This window comes from Staphylococcus sp. AntiMn-1, from assembly GCF_001663395.1.
In the GTDB taxonomy this organism is placed as follows: Bacteria; Bacillota; Bacilli; order Staphylococcales; family Staphylococcaceae; genus Staphylococcus; species Staphylococcus equorum.
Genome location: NZ_CP012968.1, coordinates 1,524,247 through 1,541,496, shown reverse-complemented (window position 1 = coordinate 1,541,496; position 17,250 = coordinate 1,524,247). Strand labels below are relative to the sequence as shown.

5 protein-coding genes, 9 tRNA genes and 7 rRNA genes are annotated in these 17,250 nt (G+C 43.1%); 20 read left to right on the top strand and 1 reads right to left on the bottom strand.

Annotation, left to right across the window (positions count from 1 at the left end):
- The first annotated feature begins 45 nt into the window (after window positions 1-45).
- The 20 genes from folP (at window position 46) to rrf (AOB58_RS07510) (ending at window position 15,181) form a co-directional block, all read left to right on the top strand.
- Window positions 46-849 carry a dihydropteroate synthase gene (folP, locus tag AOB58_RS07605; RefSeq protein ID WP_002512522.1) on the top strand — a complete coding sequence of 268 codons (804 nt, stop codon included), beginning with the start codon at window positions 46-48 and terminating at the stop codon, window positions 847-849.
- Window positions 827-1,192, top strand: a complete 366-nt coding sequence (folB, locus tag AOB58_RS07600) for a dihydroneopterin aldolase (RefSeq protein ID WP_002508758.1) — start codon at window positions 827-829, stop codon at window positions 1,190-1,192. The genes folP and folB overlap by 23 nt, the downstream gene beginning before the upstream one ends.
- A complete protein-coding gene (gene folK / locus AOB58_RS07595) occupies window positions 1,192-1,674 on the top strand; it encodes a 2-amino-4-hydroxy-6-hydroxymethyldihydropteridine diphosphokinase (RefSeq protein WP_002508759.1) in 483 nt (160 codons plus the stop codon). The genes folB and folK overlap by 1 nt, the downstream gene beginning before the upstream one ends.
- 264 nt (window positions 1,675-1,938) lie before the next feature.
- Entirely contained in the window at window positions 1,939-3,426 is a 1,488-nt protein-coding gene (gene lysS, locus AOB58_RS07590) for a lysine--tRNA ligase (RefSeq protein ID WP_002508760.1), read from the top strand.
- A gap of 522 nt (window positions 3,427-3,948) precedes the next feature.
- Window positions 3,949-4,063: ribosomal RNA gene (rrf, locus tag AOB58_RS07585) — 5S ribosomal RNA — on the top strand.
- Between the two features lie 18 nt (window positions 4,064-4,081).
- Window positions 4,082-4,154: transfer RNA gene (locus tag AOB58_RS07580), tRNA-Val, on the top strand.
- Between the two features lie 13 nt (window positions 4,155-4,167).
- Window positions 4,168-4,243 (top strand) — tRNA-Thr (locus AOB58_RS07575).
- Between the two features lie 6 nt (window positions 4,244-4,249).
- A tRNA-Lys gene (locus AOB58_RS07570) sits at window positions 4,250-4,322 on the top strand.
- Between the two features lie 13 nt (window positions 4,323-4,335).
- Window positions 4,336-4,410 (top strand) — tRNA-Gly (locus AOB58_RS07565).
- Window positions 4,411-4,418: 8 nt separating this feature from the next.
- Window positions 4,419-4,507, top strand: a tRNA-Leu gene (locus tag AOB58_RS07560).
- Window positions 4,508-4,521: 14 nt separating this feature from the next.
- A tRNA-Arg gene (locus tag AOB58_RS07555) sits at window positions 4,522-4,598 on the top strand.
- A 32-nt stretch (window positions 4,599-4,630) separates the two neighbouring features.
- Window positions 4,631-4,704, top strand: a tRNA-Pro gene (locus tag AOB58_RS07550).
- 17 nt (window positions 4,705-4,721) lie between these two features.
- A tRNA-Ala gene (locus AOB58_RS07545) sits at window positions 4,722-4,797 on the top strand.
- 139 nt (window positions 4,798-4,936) lie between these two features.
- A 16S ribosomal RNA gene (locus tag AOB58_RS07540) occupies window positions 4,937-6,489 on the top strand.
- 102 nt (window positions 6,490-6,591) lie between these two features.
- A tRNA-Ile gene (locus tag AOB58_RS07535) sits at window positions 6,592-6,663 on the top strand.
- Between the two features lie 193 nt (window positions 6,664-6,856).
- A 23S ribosomal RNA gene (locus AOB58_RS07530) occupies window positions 6,857-9,779 on the top strand.
- Between the two features lie 81 nt (window positions 9,780-9,860).
- Window positions 9,861-9,975 (top strand): 5S ribosomal RNA (rrf, locus tag AOB58_RS07525).
- Window positions 9,976-10,222: 247 nt separating this feature from the next.
- A 16S ribosomal RNA gene (locus AOB58_RS07520) occupies window positions 10,223-11,774 on the top strand.
- 288 nt (window positions 11,775-12,062) lie between these two features.
- Window positions 12,063-14,985: ribosomal RNA gene (locus AOB58_RS07515) — 23S ribosomal RNA — on the top strand.
- Window positions 14,986-15,066: 81 nt separating this feature from the next.
- Window positions 15,067-15,181, top strand: a 5S ribosomal RNA gene (gene rrf, locus AOB58_RS07510).
- The 16S, 23S and 5S rRNA genes sit together here with 9 tRNA genes alongside, the layout of an rRNA operon.
- 647 nt (window positions 15,182-15,828) lie before the next feature.
- On the opposite strand, the gene pdxR is transcribed toward rrf (AOB58_RS07510), so the two are convergent.
- Window positions 15,829-17,214, bottom strand: coding sequence for a MocR-like pyridoxine biosynthesis transcription factor PdxR (pdxR, locus tag AOB58_RS07505; protein ID WP_021340032.1), 1,386 nt, complete (start codon window positions 17,212-17,214; stop codon window positions 15,829-15,831).
- Window positions 17,215-17,250: the final 36 nt, after the last annotated feature.

Here is a 17,250-nt window from a genome sequence, read left to right as displayed (position 1 = left end):
TACATAAGAGAAATCATTTATAAAGTGAAAGGAAGAAGAATAATTATGACGCATACAAAAATTATGGGCATATTAAATGTAACTCCTGACTCTTTTTCTGATGGTGGTAAATATAATACAGTTGAAAAAGCGATTAAGAGAGCAAAAGAAATGATGGATGAAGGTGTAGATATTATAGATGTTGGTGGGATATCTACCCGTCCAGGTTTTGAAGAGATAAGCGTTGAGGAAGAGTTGGAGCGTGTTGTCCCTGTTGTAAGTGCGTTGGCTGAATTAGATGTACAACTATCTATAGATACCTATCGAAGTGAAGTGGCAGAAGCTGCAATGAAATTAGGTGCCACGATGATTAATGATCAATGGGCAGGACACTATGATGAACGTATTTTCAATGTAGTAGCGAAATACAATGGTGAGATCGTACTCATGCACAATGGAGATGGTCAAAGAACAGAACCGGTAGTGGATGAGATGTTGCTGTATTTATTAAAACAAGCAAATAAAGCGGAAATGGCAGGTATACCTCAACATAAAGTATGGATTGATCCAGGAATTGGATTTGCCAAAACACGTGAAGAAGAAAAAGAAGTTATGTCACGTTTAGATGAATTGGTAGCTACAGGTTATCCAGTGCTATTAGCAACAAGTAGAAAAAGGTTCATAAAAGAAATGATAGGTACAGAAACAACGCCTACCGAACGTGATGAAAGTACGGCAGCTACTACTGCGTATGGTATAATGAAAGGCGTAAAAGCGGTAAGAGTTCATAATGTCGCATTAAATGTTCGATTAGGACAAAGCATGGACTATTTAAAGGAGAATGACGATGAGCGACACAATATTTCTTAATGGTATGAGATTCTATAGTTATCATGGTGCGCTGCCAGCTGAAAATGATATTGGACAAATATTTATTGTCGATGTCACAATGAAAGTTGATTTGAGTATGGCTGGGCAATCTGATGAGGTTACAGATACAGTCCATTATGGTGAAGTTTTTGAAGAAGTAAAAGCAATCATGGAAGGCAAGCCTGTAAATTTATTAGAGCATCTAGCTGAACGTATTGCAAAACGTATAAATTCACACTATAATCGTGTAATGGAAACGAAAGTTAGAATCACTAAAGAAAATCCACCTATACCTGGCCATTATGATGGTGTAGGCGTTGAAATAGTGAGGGAGAATCTCTAATGGAATATGCTTATTTAGGATTAGGAAGTAATGTTGGAGAAAGAGCGTCACAACTTGATGAAGCAATCCGTATATTAGATAATACAGATGGCATTCAAGTAACGCAAAAATCCCCGATATATGAAACAGAGCCAGTAGGTTATGTCGACCAACCACAATTTTTAAATCAATGTATTGAAATTTATACATCCTTAACTCCACAAGATTTATTAAAAGAGTGTCTCCATACTGAACAGCAGTTACACCGAGTAAGAGATATACGTTGGGGCCCTAGAACTTTAGATGTTGATATTTTATTGTTTGGTAATCATATTATTGATGAAGAAAATCTGAACGTTCCGCATCCACGTATGCTAGAGCGTGCATTTGTACTTATACCGTTAAATGATATAGCATCAGATTGTGTAGAACCTCATTCCAATAAAAAAATTGGAAGTATAGTAACGGCAGACGATTCAGTCAAAGAGTATAAAGGTTTATAGTTATAAAATATGTGGAAAACGGGAGTCGTATAGATATATAATAGAGTAATTCTTGCTCCTATGGCTAATGTAGATAACGTTACATTTAAACGTACAGTTAAAAATGGGTGTGGGTTTAATGTGTGCTGTATCTATATGGTAAGACTAGAAAAGCTTTGAAATAAACAGAACAACAAATGATAGATAACTATCAAACGTTCCAAGTGAAGATTGAAGCTAAAGAATAATAAAAATTAGAACAAGAAGCATAAAGGAGAGAAAGTAATGTCAGAAGAAATGAACGACCAAATGCAAGTCCGCCGCCAAAAATTACAAGAATTATACGATTTAGGTATCGATCCTTTTGGTCAAAAATTTGAACGTACTTCTACGGCTGCCCCATTGCATGAAGATTGGGACGCATATACAAAAGAAGAATTACATGACAAAGAAGATGAAAGCAACGTAAGTATCGCCGGTCGTCTAATGACTAAACGTGGAAAAGGTAAAGCTGGATTTGCTCATGTTCAAGATTTAACTGGTCAAATACAAATTTACGTAAGAAAAGACCAAGTAGGAGACGAACAATTTGAAGTTTGGAATTCTGCAGACTTAGGAGACATTGTAGGTATAGAAGGTGTAATGTTCAAAACGAATACAGGTGAATTGTCTGTTAAAGCTAAAACATTCACGTTGTTGACTAAAGCATTACGTCCATTACCTGATAAATTCCACGGTTTACAAGATATCGAACAGCGTTATCGTCAACGTTACCTTGACTTAATTACAAATCAAGATAGCACGCAAACATTTATTAACCGCAGTAAGATATTACAAGAAATGCGTAATTACTTAAATCAAAGAGGATTTTTAGAAGTAGAAACACCTATGATGCACCAAATTCCTGGTGGAGCTGCTGCGCGTCCTTTCGAAACACATCATAATGCTTTAGACGCAACACTATATATGCGAATTGCAATTGAATTACATTTGAAACGTTTAATCGTAGGTGGATTAGAAAAAGTTTATGAAATTGGACGTGTTTTCAGAAACGAAGGCGTATCAACAAGACATAATCCAGAATTCACTATGATTGAATTATATGAAGCGTATGCTGACTATCACGATATCATGGATATAACTGAGAATATGATTAGACATATTTCTGAAAAAGTACTTGGTACTGCTAAAGTAAACTATGGCGAAGAAATTATAGATTTAGAATCTGATTGGAAACGAGTTCATATGGCTGATGCTGTTAAAGAAGAAACAGGTGTGGACTTCTTCGAGGTGCAAACTGATGAAGAAGCTAAATCATTAGCTAAAGAACATGGCATTGAAATAACAGATAATATGAAATATGGTCATATCTTAAATGAGTTCTTTGAGCAAAAAGTTGAAGAAACATTAATTCAACCAACGTTTATTTATGGACACCCAATCGAAATCTCACCACTAGCTAAGAAAAATCCAGAGGACCCAAGATTTACGGATCGCTTTGAATTATTCATAGTAGGTAGAGAACACGGTAATGCATTCACAGAATTAAATGATCCTATTGATCAAAGAGCAAGATTTGAAGCGCAATTAGTAGAAAAAGAAGAAGGTAATGATGAAGCGCACGAAATGGATGAAGATTTCATTGAAGCATTAGAGTACGGAATGCCTCCAACAGGTGGTTTAGGTATTGGTATTGATAGATTAGTAATGTTACTTACTGATTCTGCTTCTATCCGTGATGTATTGTTATTCCCTTATATGAAACAAAAATAGATTATTTAAAGCTTGGTTTAAACTAAGAGATAATTGATTTAATCATTTAAACTAGATCATATGTTACGATTTCACACTGGTGAGACGTAATATATGGTCTGTTTTTTGTTTTAGTATCTCTATAGAGATACTAAAAATAAGAGAGAATAGAGGGTTTAAGTACTAAATAAATTAATTAAATTAGTAATAAGATACAATTAAGTATTATAATGCTATTAAAATATAATAATATACTAAAAAAGGTATGGTAAAGATAGATTCTATGTGATAAGATTATTCAAGTCGAGTTAAGGAAACGAAACAAGACATATATAAGCATTTAAAATATTTCTTTTCGAGAAATATTCGAAAAGCATTGACATTAAAGTGAAAATGAATTAATATATAAAAGTCGTCAAAAACGACAAGCACTATATACATAACTCAAGTAAAAGTCTTGTAAACAAATCTTTAAGATAGTGTAAAATTGACTATTGCAAAAGATTAACAAACAATGTATTATTAATTGAGTAAGTTAATTTGTCTGGTGGCAATAGCAAAGAGGTCACACCTGTTCCCATGCCGAACACAGTAGTTAAGCTCTTTAGCGCCGATGGTAGTCGGACTTACGTTCCGCAAGAGTAGGACGTTGCCAGGCTTTTATTAAAAATTATGTGGAGAATTAGCTCAGCTGGGAGAGCATCTGCCTTACAAGCAGAGGGTCGGCGGTTCGAACCCGTCATTCTCCATCACTTCATGATAGCCGGCCTAGCTCAACTGGTAGAGCAACTGACTTGTAATCAGTAGGTTGGGGGTTCAAGTCCTCTGGCCGGCACCATTTCATGAGCCATTAGCTCAGTTGGTAGAGCATCTGACTTTTAATCAGAGGGTCAGTGGTTCGAGCCCACTATGGCTCATACAGTTTCATTTGCAGAAGTAGTTCAGCGGTAGAATACGACCTTGCCAAGGTCGGGGTCGCGGGTTCGAATCCCGTCTTCTGCTCCATTATTTTTGCCGGGGTGGCGGAACTGGCAGACGCACAGGACTTAAAATCCTGCGGTGAGAGATCACCGTACCGGTTCGATTCCGGTCCTCGGCACCATCATTTTTAATATAGCGCCCGTAGCTCAACTGGATAGAGTACTTGACTACGAATCAAGAGGTTACAGGTTCGACCCCTGTCGGGCGCACCATCTTTAAAAGTGTTAATCAATTAAATTATGTACGGGAAGTAGCTCAGCTTGGTAGAGCACTTGGTTTGGGACCAAGGGGTCGCAGGTTCGAATCCTGTCTTCCCGACTCTTTAAAATTTATATGGGGGCTTAGCTCAGATGGGAGAGCGCCTGCTTTGCACGCAGGAGGTCAGCGGTTCGATCCCGCTAGTCTCCACCATATTATTTAAATGAACATTGAAAACTGAATTGCAATATGTCAACGTTAATTCCGAACACAACATTAAATTGTTGGTTCAAACGTGTTAGAGATAACACACAAATTAGTATTTTATGAGCTAATCAAACATCATAATTCATTTATGGAGAGTTTGATCCTGGCTCAGGATGAACGCTGGCGGCGTGCCTAATACATGCAAGTCGAGCGAACGGATAAGGAGCTTGCTCCTTTGAAGTTAGCGGCGGACGGGTGAGTAACACGTGGGTAACCTACCTATAAGACTGGAATAACTTCGGGAAACCGGAGCTAATGCCGGATAACATTTGGAACCGCATGGTTCTAAAGTAAAAGATGGTTTTGCTATCACTTATAGATGGACCCGCGCCGTATTAGCTAGTTGGTAAGGTAACGGCTTACCAAGGCAACGATACGTAGCCGACCTGAGAGGGTGATCGGCCACACTGGAACTGAGACACGGTCCAGACTCCTACGGGAGGCAGCAGTAGGGAATCTTCCGCAATGGACGAAAGTCTGACGGAGCAACGCCGCGTGAGTGATGAAGGTTTTCGGATCGTAAAACTCTGTTATTAGGGAAGAACAAATGTGTAAGTAACTGTGCACATCTTGACGGTACCTAATCAGAAAGCCACGGCTAACTACGTGCCAGCAGCCGCGGTAATACGTAGGTGGCAAGCGTTATCCGGAATTATTGGGCGTAAAGCGCGCGTAGGCGGTTTCTTAAGTCTGATGTGAAAGCCCACGGCTCAACCGTGGAGGGTCATTGGAAACTGGGAAACTTGAGTACAGAAGAGGAAAGTGGAATTCCATGTGTAGCGGTGAAATGCGCAGAGATATGGAGGAACACCAGTGGCGAAGGCGACTTTCTGGTCTGTAACTGACGCTGATGTGCGAAAGCGTGGGGATCAAACAGGATTAGATACCCTGGTAGTCCACGCCGTAAACGATGAGTGCTAAGTGTTAGGGGGTTTCCGCCCCTTAGTGCTGCAGCTAACGCATTAAGCACTCCGCCTGGGGAGTACGACCGCAAGGTTGAAACTCAAAGGAATTGACGGGGACCCGCACAAGCGGTGGAGCATGTGGTTTAATTCGAAGCAACGCGAAGAACCTTACCAAATCTTGACATCCTTTGAAAACTCTAGAGATAGAGCCTTCCCCTTCGGGGGACAAAGTGACAGGTGGTGCATGGTTGTCGTCAGCTCGTGTCGTGAGATGTTGGGTTAAGTCCCGCAACGAGCGCAACCCTTAAACTTAGTTGCCAGCATTTAGTTGGGCACTCTAGGTTGACTGCCGGTGACAAACCGGAGGAAGGTGGGGATGACGTCAAATCATCATGCCCCTTATGATTTGGGCTACACACGTGCTACAATGGACAATACAAAGGGCAGCTAAACCGCGAGGTCATGCAAATCCCATAAAGTTGTTCTCAGTTCGGATTGTAGTCTGCAACTCGACTACATGAAGCTGGAATCGCTAGTAATCGTAGATCAGCATGCTACGGTGAATACGTTCCCGGGTCTTGTACACACCGCCCGTCACACCACGAGAGTTTGTAACACCCGAAGCCGGTGGAGTAACCATTTATGGAGCTAGCCGTCGAAGGTGGGACAAATGATTGGGGTGAAGTCGTAACAAGGTAGCCGTATCGGAAGGTGCGGCTGGATCACCTCCTTTCTAAGGATATATTCGGAACATCTTCCTTGAGAAGATGAAGAGGAATGATATTGACATATTGTATTCAGTTTTGAATGCTCATTAGAGTATTCTATAAATGAATGGCCTATAGCTCAGCTGTTAGAGCGCACGCCTGATAAGCGTGAGGTCGTGGTTCGAGTCCACTTAGGCCACCATTTTTATTTGTACATTGAAAACTAGATATGTAAGTAAAATTTATGATTTTACCAAGCAAAACCGAGTGAATTAGAGTTTTAAAAAGCTTGAATTCAAAAAAATAGAAATAATCGCTAGTGTTCGAAAGAACACTCACAGATTAATAACATTTTAGGTTTTCAACCGATTTTATCGTGTTGAAGGTCGAAAAGATTAAGTTATTAAGGGCGCACGGTGGATGCCTTGGCACTAGAAGCCTACGAAGGACGTTACTAACGACGATATGCTTTGGGGAGCTGTAAGTAAGCTTTGATCCAGAGATTTCCGAATGGGGAAACCCAACACGAGTTATGTCGTGTTATCGATATGTGAATACATAGCATATCTGAAGGCAGACGCGGGGAACTGAAACATCTTAGTACCCGCAGGAAGAGAAAGAAAAATCGATTCCCTGAGTAGCGGCGAGCGAAACGGGAAGAGCCCAAACCAACGAGCTTGCTTGTTGGGGTTGTAGGACACTCTATACGGAGTTACAAAAGAACAAATTAGACGAATCATCTGGAAAGATGAATCAAAGAAGGTAATAATCCTGTAGTCGAAAGTTTGTTCACTCTTGAGTGGATCCTGAGTACGACGGAACACGAGAAATTCCGTCGGAATCCGGGAGGACCATCTCCCAAGGCTAAATACTCTCTAGTGACCGATAGTGAACCAGTACCGTGAGGGAAAGGTGAAAAGTACCCCGGAAGGGGAGTGAAATAGAACTTGAAACCGTGTGCTTACAAGTAGTCAGAGCCCGTTAATGGGTGATGGCGTGCCTTTTGTAGAATGAACCGGCGAGTTACGATTTGATGCAAGGTTAAGCAGTTAATGTGGAGCCGTAGCGAAAGCGAGTCTGAATAGGGCGTTGAGTATTTGGTCGTAGACCCGAAACCAGGTGATCTACCCATGACCAGGCTGAAGTTCAGGTAACACTGAATGGAGGGCCGAACCGACTTACGTTGAAAAGTGAGCGGATGAGTTGTGGGTAGCGGAGAAATTCCAATCGAACCTGGAGATAGCTGGTTCTCTCCGAAATAGCTTTAGGGCTAGCCTTAAGTAATGATTATTGGAGGTAGAGCACTGTTTGGACGAGGGGCCCTTATCGGGTTACCGAATTCAGACAAACTCCGAATGCCAATCAATTTTATCTTAGGAGTTAGAACGCGGGTGATAAGGTCCGTGTTCGAAAGGGAAACAGCCCAGACCACCAGCTAAGGTCCCAAAATATATGTTAAGTGGAAAAGGATGTGGCGTTGCCCAGACAACTAGTATGTTGGCTTAGAAGCAGCCATCATTTAAAGAGTGCGTAATAGCTCACTAGTCGAGTGACACTGCGCCGAAAATGTACCGGGGCTAAACATATTACCGAAGCTGTGGATTGTCCGTAAGGACAGTGGTAGGAGAGCGTTCTAAGGGCGTTGAAGCATGATCGCAAGGACATGTGGAGCGCTTAGAAGTGAGAATGCCGGTGTGAGTAGCGAAAGACGGGTGAGAATCCCGTCCACCGATTGACTAAGGTTTCCAGAGGAAGGCTCGTCCGCTCTGGGTTAGTCGGGTCCTAAGCTGAGGCCGATAGGCGTAGGCGATGGATAACAGGTTGATATTCCTGTACCACCAAATTTCGTTTTAAGCGATGGGGGGACGCAGTAGGATAGGCGAAGCGTACTATTGGATTGTACGTCCAAGCAATGAGACTGAGTGTTAGGCAAATCCGGCACTCTTAAGGTCAAGTTGTGATGGGGAGAGGAAATTGTTTCCTCGAGTCGTTGATTTCACACTGCCAAGAAAAGCCTCTAGCTAGAATTTTGGTGCCCGTACCGCAAACCGACACAGGTAGTCAAGATGAGAATTCTAAGGTGAGCGAGCGAACTCTCGTTAAGGAACTCGGCAAAATGACCCCGTAACTTCGGGAGAAGGGGTGCTCTTTAGGGTTAACGCCCAGGAGAGCCGCAGTGAATAGGCCCAAGCGACTGTTTATCAAAAACACAGGTCTCTGCTAAACCGTAAGGTGATGTATAGGGGCTGACGCCTGCCCGGTGCTGGAAGGTTAAGAGGAGTGGTTAGCTTCGGCGAAGCTACGAATCGAAGCCCCAGTAAACGGCGGCCGTAACTATAACGGTCCTAAGGTAGCGAAATTCCTTGTCGGGTAAGTTCCGACCCGCACGAAAGGCGTAACGATTTGGGCACTGTCTCAACGAGAGACTCGGTGAAATCATAGTACCTGTGAAGATGCAGGTTACCCGCGACAGGACGGAAAGACCCCGTGGAGCTTTACTGTAGTCTGATATTGAAATTCGGTACAACTTGTACAGGATAGGTAGGAGCCTTTGAAACGTGAGCGCCAGCTTACGTCGAGGCGTTGGTGGGATACTACCCTTGCTGTGTTGGATTTCTAACCCGCACCATTTATCATGGTGGGAGACAGTGTCAGATGGACAGTTTGACTGGGGCGGTCGCCTCCTAAAGAGTAACGGAGGCGCTCAAAGGTTTCCTCAGAATGGTTGGAAATCATTCATAGAGTGTAAAGGCATAAGGAAGCTTGACTGCGAGACTTACAAGTCGAGCAGGGTCGAAAGACGGACTTAGTGATCCGGTGGTTCCGCATGGAAGGGCCATCGCTCAACGGATAAAAGCTACCCCGGGGATAACAGGCTTATCTCCCCCAAGAGTTCACATCGACGGGGAGGTTTGGCACCTCGATGTCGGCTCATCGCATCCTGGGGCTGTAGTCGGTCCCAAGGGTTGGGCTGTTCGCCCATTAAAGCGGTACGCGAGCTGGGTTCAGAACGTCGTGAGACAGTTCGGTCCCTATCCGTCGTGGGCGCAGGAAATTTGAGAGGAGCTGTCCTTAGTACGAGAGGACCGGGATGGACATACCTCTGGTGTACCAGTTGTCGTGCCAACGGCATCGCTGGGTAGCTATGTATGGACGGGATAAGTGCTGAAAGCATCTAAGCATGAAGCCCCCTCAAGATGAGATTTCCCAACTTCGGTTATAAGATCCCTCAAAGATGATGAGGTTAATAGGTTCGAGGTGGAAGCATAGCGATATGTGGAGCTGACGAATACTAATCGATCGAAGACTTAATCAAATTTAAAAGTGTTTTGTTTGGCATTATCAAATTTTACTTACTATCTAGTTTTGAATGTATAATTTTTTATACAGTTCATTGTCTGGTGACAATGGCAAGGAGGTCACACCTGTTCCCATGCCGAACACAGTAGTTAAGCTCCTTAGCGCCGATGGTAGTCGGACTTACGTTCCGCAAGAGTAGGACGTTGCCAGGCAGCATTTTGACCTTTGGGTCGTTTTTTTATGGAAGTATTAAAGAAAACAAAAATTAATTTCGAAAAGTTATTGACTTTTTAAGTCATAACCTGTAGAATTAAGTCTTGTGATTAAGAAATGAACATTGAAAACTGAATTGCAATATGTCAACGTTAATTCCGAACACAACATTAAATTGTTGGTTCAAACGTGTTAGAGATAACACACAAATTAGTATTTTATGAGCTAATCAAACATCATAATTCATTTATGGAGAGTTTGATCCTGGCTCAGGATGAACGCTGGCGGCGTGCCTAATACATGCAAGTCGAGCGAACTTCAAAGGAGCTTGCTCCTTTGAAGTTAGCGGCGGACGGGTGAGTAACACGTGGGTAACCTACCTATAAGACTGGAATAACTTCGGGAAACCGGAGCTAATGCCGGATAACATTTGGAACCGCATGGTTCTAAAGTAAAAGATGGTTTTGCTATCACTTATAGATGGACCCGCGCCGTATTAGCTAGTTGGTAAGGTAACGGCTTACCAAGGCAACGATACGTAGCCGACCTGAGAGGGTGATCGGCCACACTGGAACTGAGACACGGTCCAGACTCCTACGGGAGGCAGCAGTAGGGAATCTTCCGCAATGGACGAAAGTCTGACGGAGCAACGCCGCGTGAGTGATGAAGGTTTTCGGATCGTAAAACTCTGTTATTAGGGAAGAACAAATGTGTAAGTAACTGTGCACATCTTGACGGTACCTAATCAGAAAGCCACGGCTAACTACGTGCCAGCAGCCGCGGTAATACGTAGGTGGCAAGCGTTATCCGGAATTATTGGGCGTAAAGCGCGCGTAGGCGGTTTCTTAAGTCTGATGTGAAAGCCCACGGCTCAACCGTGGAGGGTCATTGGAAACTGGGAAACTTGAGTACAGAAGAGGAAAGTGGAATTCCATGTGTAGCGGTGAAATGCGCAGAGATATGGAGGAACACCAGTGGCGAAGGCGACTTTCTGGTCTGTAACTGACGCTGATGTGCGAAAGCGTGGGGATCAAACAGGATTAGATACCCTGGTAGTCCACGCCGTAAACGATGAGTGCTAAGTGTTAGGGGGTTTCCGCCCCTTAGTGCTGCAGCTAACGCATTAAGCACTCCGCCTGGGGAGTACGACCGCAAGGTTGAAACTCAAAGGAATTGACGGGGACCCGCACAAGCGGTGGAGCATGTGGTTTAATTCGAAGCAACGCGAAGAACCTTACCAAATCTTGACATCCTTTGAAAACTCTAGAGATAGAGCCTTCCCCTTCGGGGACAAAGTGACAGGTGGTGCATGGTTGTCGTCAGCTCGTGTCGTGAGATGTTGGGTTAAGTCCCGCAACGAGCGCAACCCTTAAACTTAGTTGCCAGCATTTAGTTGGGCACTCTAGGTTGACTGCCGGTGACAAACCGGAGGAAGGTGGGGATGACGTCAAATCATCATGCCCCTTATGATTTGGGCTACACACGTGCTACAATGGACAATACAAAGGGCAGCTAAACCGCGAGGTCATGCAAATCCCATAAAGTTGTTCTCAGTTCGGATTGTAGTCTGCAACTCGACTACATGAAGCTGGAATCGCTAGTAATCGTAGATCAGCATGCTACGGTGAATACGTTCCCGGGTCTTGTACACACCGCCCGTCACACCACGAGAGTTTGTAACACCCGAAGCCGGTGGAGTAACCATTTATGGAGCTAGCCGTCGAAGGTGGGACAAATGATTGGGGTGAAGTCGTAACAAGGTAGCCGTATCGGAAGGTGCGGCTGGATCACCTCCTTTCTAAGGATATATTCGGAACATCTTCCTTGAGAAGATGAAGAGGAATGATATTGACATATTGCATTCAGTTTTGAATGCTCATTACGAGTATTCATTGCGTTATTTTGTACATTGAAAACTAGATATGTAAGTAAAATTTATGATTTTACCAAGCAAAACCGAGTGAATTAGAGTTTTAAAAAGCTTGAATTCAAAAAAATAGAAATAATCGCTAGTGTTCGAAAGAACACTCACAGATTAATAACATTTTAGGTTTTCAACCGATTTTATCGTGTTGAAGGTCGAAAAGATTAAGTTATTAAGGGCGCACGGTGGATGCCTTGGCACTAGAAGCCTACGAAGGACGTTACTAACGACGATATGCTTTGGGGAGCTGTAAGTAAGCTTTGATCCAGAGATTTCCGAATGGGGAAACCCAACACGAGTTATGTCGTGTTATCGATATGTGAATACATAGCATATCTGAAGGCAGACGCGGGGAACTGAAACATCTTAGTACCCGCAGGAAGAGAAAGAAAAATCGATTCCCTGAGTAGCGGCGAGCGAAACGGGAAGAGCCCAAACCAACGAGCTTGCTTGTTGGGGTTGTAGGACACTCTATACGGAGTTACAAAAGAACAAATTAGACGAATCATCTGGAAAGATGAATCAAAGAAGGTAATAATCCTGTAGTCGAAAGTTTGTTCACTCTTGAGTGGATCCTGAGTACGACGGAACACGAGAAATTCCGTCGGAATCCGGGAGGACCATCTCCCAAGGCTAAATACTCTCTAGTGACCGATAGTGAACCAGTACCGTGAGGGAAAGGTGAAAAGTACCCCGGAAGGGGAGTGAAATAGAACTTGAAACCGTGTGCTTACAAGTAGTCAGAGCCCGTTAATGGGTGATGGCGTGCCTTTTGTAGAATGAACCGGCGAGTTACGATTTGATGCAAGGTTAAGCAGTTAATGTGGAGCCGTAGCGAAAGCGAGTCTGAATAGGGCGTTGAGTATTTGGTCGTAGACCCGAAACCAGGTGATCTACCCATGACCAGGCTGAAGTTCAGGTAACACTGAATGGAGGGCCGAACCGACTTACGTTGAAAAGTGAGCGGATGAGTTGTGGGTAGCGGAGAAATTCCAATCGAACCTGGAGATAGCTGGTTCTCTCCGAAATAGCTTTAGGGCTAGCCTTAAGTAATGATTATTGGAGGTAGAGCACTGTTTGGACGAGGGGCCCTTATCGGGTTACCGAATTCAGACAAACTCCGAATGCCAATCAATTTTATCTTAGGAGTTAGAACGCGGGTGATAAGGTCCGTGTTCGAAAGGGAAACAGCCCAGACCACCAGCTAAGGTCCCAAAATATATGTTAAGTGGAAAAGGATGTGGCGTTGCCCAGACAACTAGTATGTTGGCTTAGAAGCAGCCATCATTTAAAGAGTGCGTAATAGCTCACTAGTCGAGTGACACTGCGCCGAAAATGTACCGGGGCTAAACATATTACCGAAGCTGTGGATTGTCCGTAAGGACAGTGGTAGGAGAGCGTTCTAAGGGCGTTGAAGCATGATCGCAAGGACATGTGGAGCGCTTAGAAGTGAGAATGCCGGTGTGAGTAGCGAAAGACGGGTGAGAATCCCGTCCACCGATTGACTAAGGTTTCCAGAGGAAGGCTCGTCCGCTCTGGGTTAGTCGGGTCCTAAGCTGAGGCCGATAGGCGTAGGCGATGGATAACAGGTTGATATTCCTGTACCACCAAATTTCGTTTTAAGCGATGGGGGGACGCAGTAGGATAGGCGAAGCGTACTATTGGATTGTACGTCCAAGCAATGAGACTGAGTGTTAGGCAAATCCGGCACTCTTAAGGTCAAGTTGTGATGGGGAGAGGAAATTGTTTCCTCGAGTCGTTGATTTCACACTGCCAAGAAAAGCCTCTAGCTAGAATTTTGGTGCCCGTACCGCAAACCGACACAGGTAGTCAAGATGAGAATTCTAAGGTGAGCGAGCGAACTCTCGTTAAGGAACTCGGCAAAATGACCCCGTAACTTCGGGAGAAGGGGTGCTCTTTAGGGTTAACGCCCAGGAGAGCCGCAGTGAATAGGCCCAAGCGACTGTTTATCAAAAACACAGGTCTCTGCTAAACCGTAAGGTGATGTATAGGGGCTGACGCCTGCCCGGTGCTGGAAGGTTAAGAGGAGTGGTTAGCTTCGGCGAAGCTACGAATCGAAGCCCCAGTAAACGGCGGCCGTAACTATAACGGTCCTAAGGTAGCGAAATTCCTTGTCGGGTAAGTTCCGACCCGCACGAAAGGCGTAACGATTTGGGCACTGTCTCAACGAGAGACTCGGTGAAATCATAGTACCTGTGAAGATGCAGGTTACCCGCGACAGGACGGAAAGACCCCGTGGAGCTTTACTGTAGTCTGATATTGAAATTCGGTACAACTTGTACAGGATAGGTAGGAGCCTTTGAAACGTGAGCGCCAGCTTACGTCGAGGCGTTGGTGGGATACTACCCTTGCTGTGTTGGATTTCTAACCCGCACCATTTATCATGGTGGGAGACAGTGTCAGATGGACAGTTTGACTGGGGCGGTCGCCTCCTAAAGAGTAACGGAGGCGCTCAAAGGTTTCCTCAGAATGGTTGGAAATCATTCATAGAGTGTAAAGGCATAAGGAAGCTTGACTGCGAGACTTACAAGTCGAGCAGGGTCGAAAGACGGACTTAGTGATCCGGTGGTTCCGCATGGAAGGGCCATCGCTCAACGGATAAAAGCTACCCCGGGGATAACAGGCTTATCTCCCCAAGAGTTCACATCGACGGGGAGGTTTGGCACCTCGATGTCGGCTCATCGCATCCTGGGGCTGTAGTCGGTCCCAAGGGTTGGGCTGTTCGCCCATTAAAGCGGTACGCGAGCTGGGTTCAGAACGTCGTGAGACAGTTCGGTCCCTATCCGTCGTGGGCGCAGGAAATTTGAGAGGAGCTGTCCTTAGTACGAGAGGACCGGGATGGACATACCTCTGGTGTACCAGTTGTCGTGCCAACGGCATCGCTGGGTAGCTATGTATGGACGGGATAAGTGCTGAAAGCATCTAAGCATGAAGCCCCCCTCAAGATGAGATTTCCCAACTTCGGTTATAAGATCCCTCAAAGATGATGAGGTTAATAGGTTCGAGGTGGAAGCATAGCGATATGTGGAGCTGACGAATACTAATCGATCGAAGACTTAATCAAATTTAAAAGTGTTTTGTTTGGCATTATCAAATTTTACTTACTATCTAGTTTTGAATGTATAATTTTTTATACAGTTCATTGTCTGGTGACAATGGCAAGGAGGTCACACCTGTTCCCATGCCGAACACAGTAGTTAAGCTCCTTAGCGCCGATGGTAGTCGGACTTACGTTCCGCAAGAGTAGGACGTTGCCAGGCAGCATTTAGGATGCGATGAGCCGAGACCGAGAGGTCTCTTTTTTTGTGCGCAAAAGGAGCTTAACTTCCAAAAATAGCTGGTTTAAGCCATGAGCACATAAGCTGAAGCTCATGTGTAAGAACTACTAATCCCAATGATTTTGAGAAGTAGTTCTTTAGAAGCTGACGAACTGAGCGAAAGACGAGACGAGCTTACAAGCGGTAAGTGAGTAAGGGAAATATTAAGTGTTTACAAGAGCTGTGGCTCTTGCATAAGCACTACTAATCTTGCAGGCAAGAAAGTAGTGCTTTAAAGCTTCTTAGCGTCGATGGTAGCCGACTTACGTTTCGCAAGAGTAGGTAAAGAGACAAATGAGTTTTAACTCATTTGTAAGTCTCACTAGACTCAATAAATTGAGAAGTGGGGCTTTACAGGCAGCATTATAGGATGCGATGAGCCGAGACCGAGAGGTCTCTTTTTTTATGCGCAAAAAAGAGAGGATGGTCCGATAGAGATGAGTTTAATTTAAGGATTACAAAAGCTGGTGCTCTTGTATAAGAACTACTAATTTCGCAAGCGAAAAAGTGGTTCTTTATAAATTAAAAAATGATACTTTACTTGCATAAGCACTACTAATCTTGCTGGCAAGAAAATAGTGCTTTAGATATTAGTCATGCTTTAAAATTGTCAGAGAACGAATTAGTGCATTGGTATGTCCTTCTAGTTGTGAAAAAGGTATACCACCAAAACCTAAAATGAATTTTACAGATTGTTGTGATTTATCATATTTACTAAAAGGAATAATTTTCAATTTGTTTTCTTCTGCATTTTTTAAACATTGCGTCATAGTCAAGCCATTTTTTACAGTTAGTGTAAAGTGCATGCCTGCTAATGTACCATCAATTTCTAATTGTTCTTCATAGGGTTTGAGTGCATCTAATATAAATTTAAGTTTGTCTCTATAAACATTTCTCATTTTATTTAAATGTCTCTCAAAACTACCTGACTGCATGAAGCTTGCCACCATTTTTTGTATATGTGAAGGCACTGTATTACCTTCTTTATTTTCTAGTGTATTATATAATTTTAACAATTTTTTAGGTAATACTAGGTAGGCAACTCTGCAACTTGGGAATAAAGATTTTGAGAATGTACTAATATATATGACTTTATCTTTTGTATCTAAACTTTGTAATGCAGGAATAGGCTTTCCAAAGTAACGGAATTCCGAATCATAATCATCTTCAATAATGTATCTATTTTCAAATTGCTGTGCCCAATGAATAAGTTGAGTACGCTTTTTTAAATTCATCACATAGCCGGTAGGGAACTGATGAGAAGGTGTAACATAAGCAATATTATTATTAGATTCGTTGAAATATTCTAGTTCAATTCCTGTATTGTTCACAGGTACTTGAAGATAAGTAATTTGTTTTTTGTCTAAAACTTGTTTGATGGGTGGATAGCTAGGATTTTCAATTAAAAAGCGGCCTTTATTCAATATATCAGTCACTAAATTAATAAGTTGTTCTGTAGAAGAACCAATAATGATTTGTTCTGGATGACATGCTACGCCTCTACTATTAAATAAATAATGCGCTATTTCTTGGCGTAATGTCCATTCTCCTTTGGGATTTGCATGTTGTAGTAAGTTTAATTGGCTATCTTCAAAAGCATCGCGCGCATATTTTCTGAATTGTTGCATAGGAAAGTATTCTGCATCTATTTCTGATAAGTTAAAGGCAAATTCATATGTTTGTTGAGTTTGATTGTCGTTATTTTGTTCATGATGTGTGTTTGATGCATGTATTTCTCTGGTAATAATTGGTAAAGTTTCAACGTCAGATACAAAATAGCCTGATCGTGGCTTGGCGAATATGTACCCCTCATCTGATAGGATTTGATAAGCATGTTCGATTGTTGTATTGCTTACAGATAAATGTTGCCCTAACGCGCGTTTTGAAGGAAATTTATCTCCTGATTTATATTGGCCTTCAATGATTTGTTTTTTTAGATTCTCGTATAGATTGATGTATAAATGCTCTTTTGTCATTACAACTGACCTCCTAAATTAATCTATAATTGTCCC

Bases quoted from the DNA above. Each gene is read 5' to 3' on its own strand.
- folP (WP_002512522.1), top strand. From the start codon at position 46: ATGACGCATACAAAAATTATGGGCATATTAAATGTAACTCCTGACTCT.
- folB (WP_002508758.1), top strand. From the start codon at position 827: ATGAGCGACACAATATTTCTTAATGGTATGAGATTCTATAGTTATCAT.
- folK (WP_002508759.1), top strand. From the start codon at position 1,192: ATGGAATATGCTTATTTAGGATTAGGAAGTAATGTTGGAGAAAGAGCG.
- lysS (WP_002508760.1), top strand. From the start codon at position 1,939: ATGTCAGAAGAAATGAACGACCAAATGCAAGTCCGCCGCCAAAAATTA.
- pdxR (WP_021340032.1), bottom strand. From the start codon at position 17,214: ATGACAAAAGAGCATTTATACATCAATCTATACGAGAATCTAAAAAAA.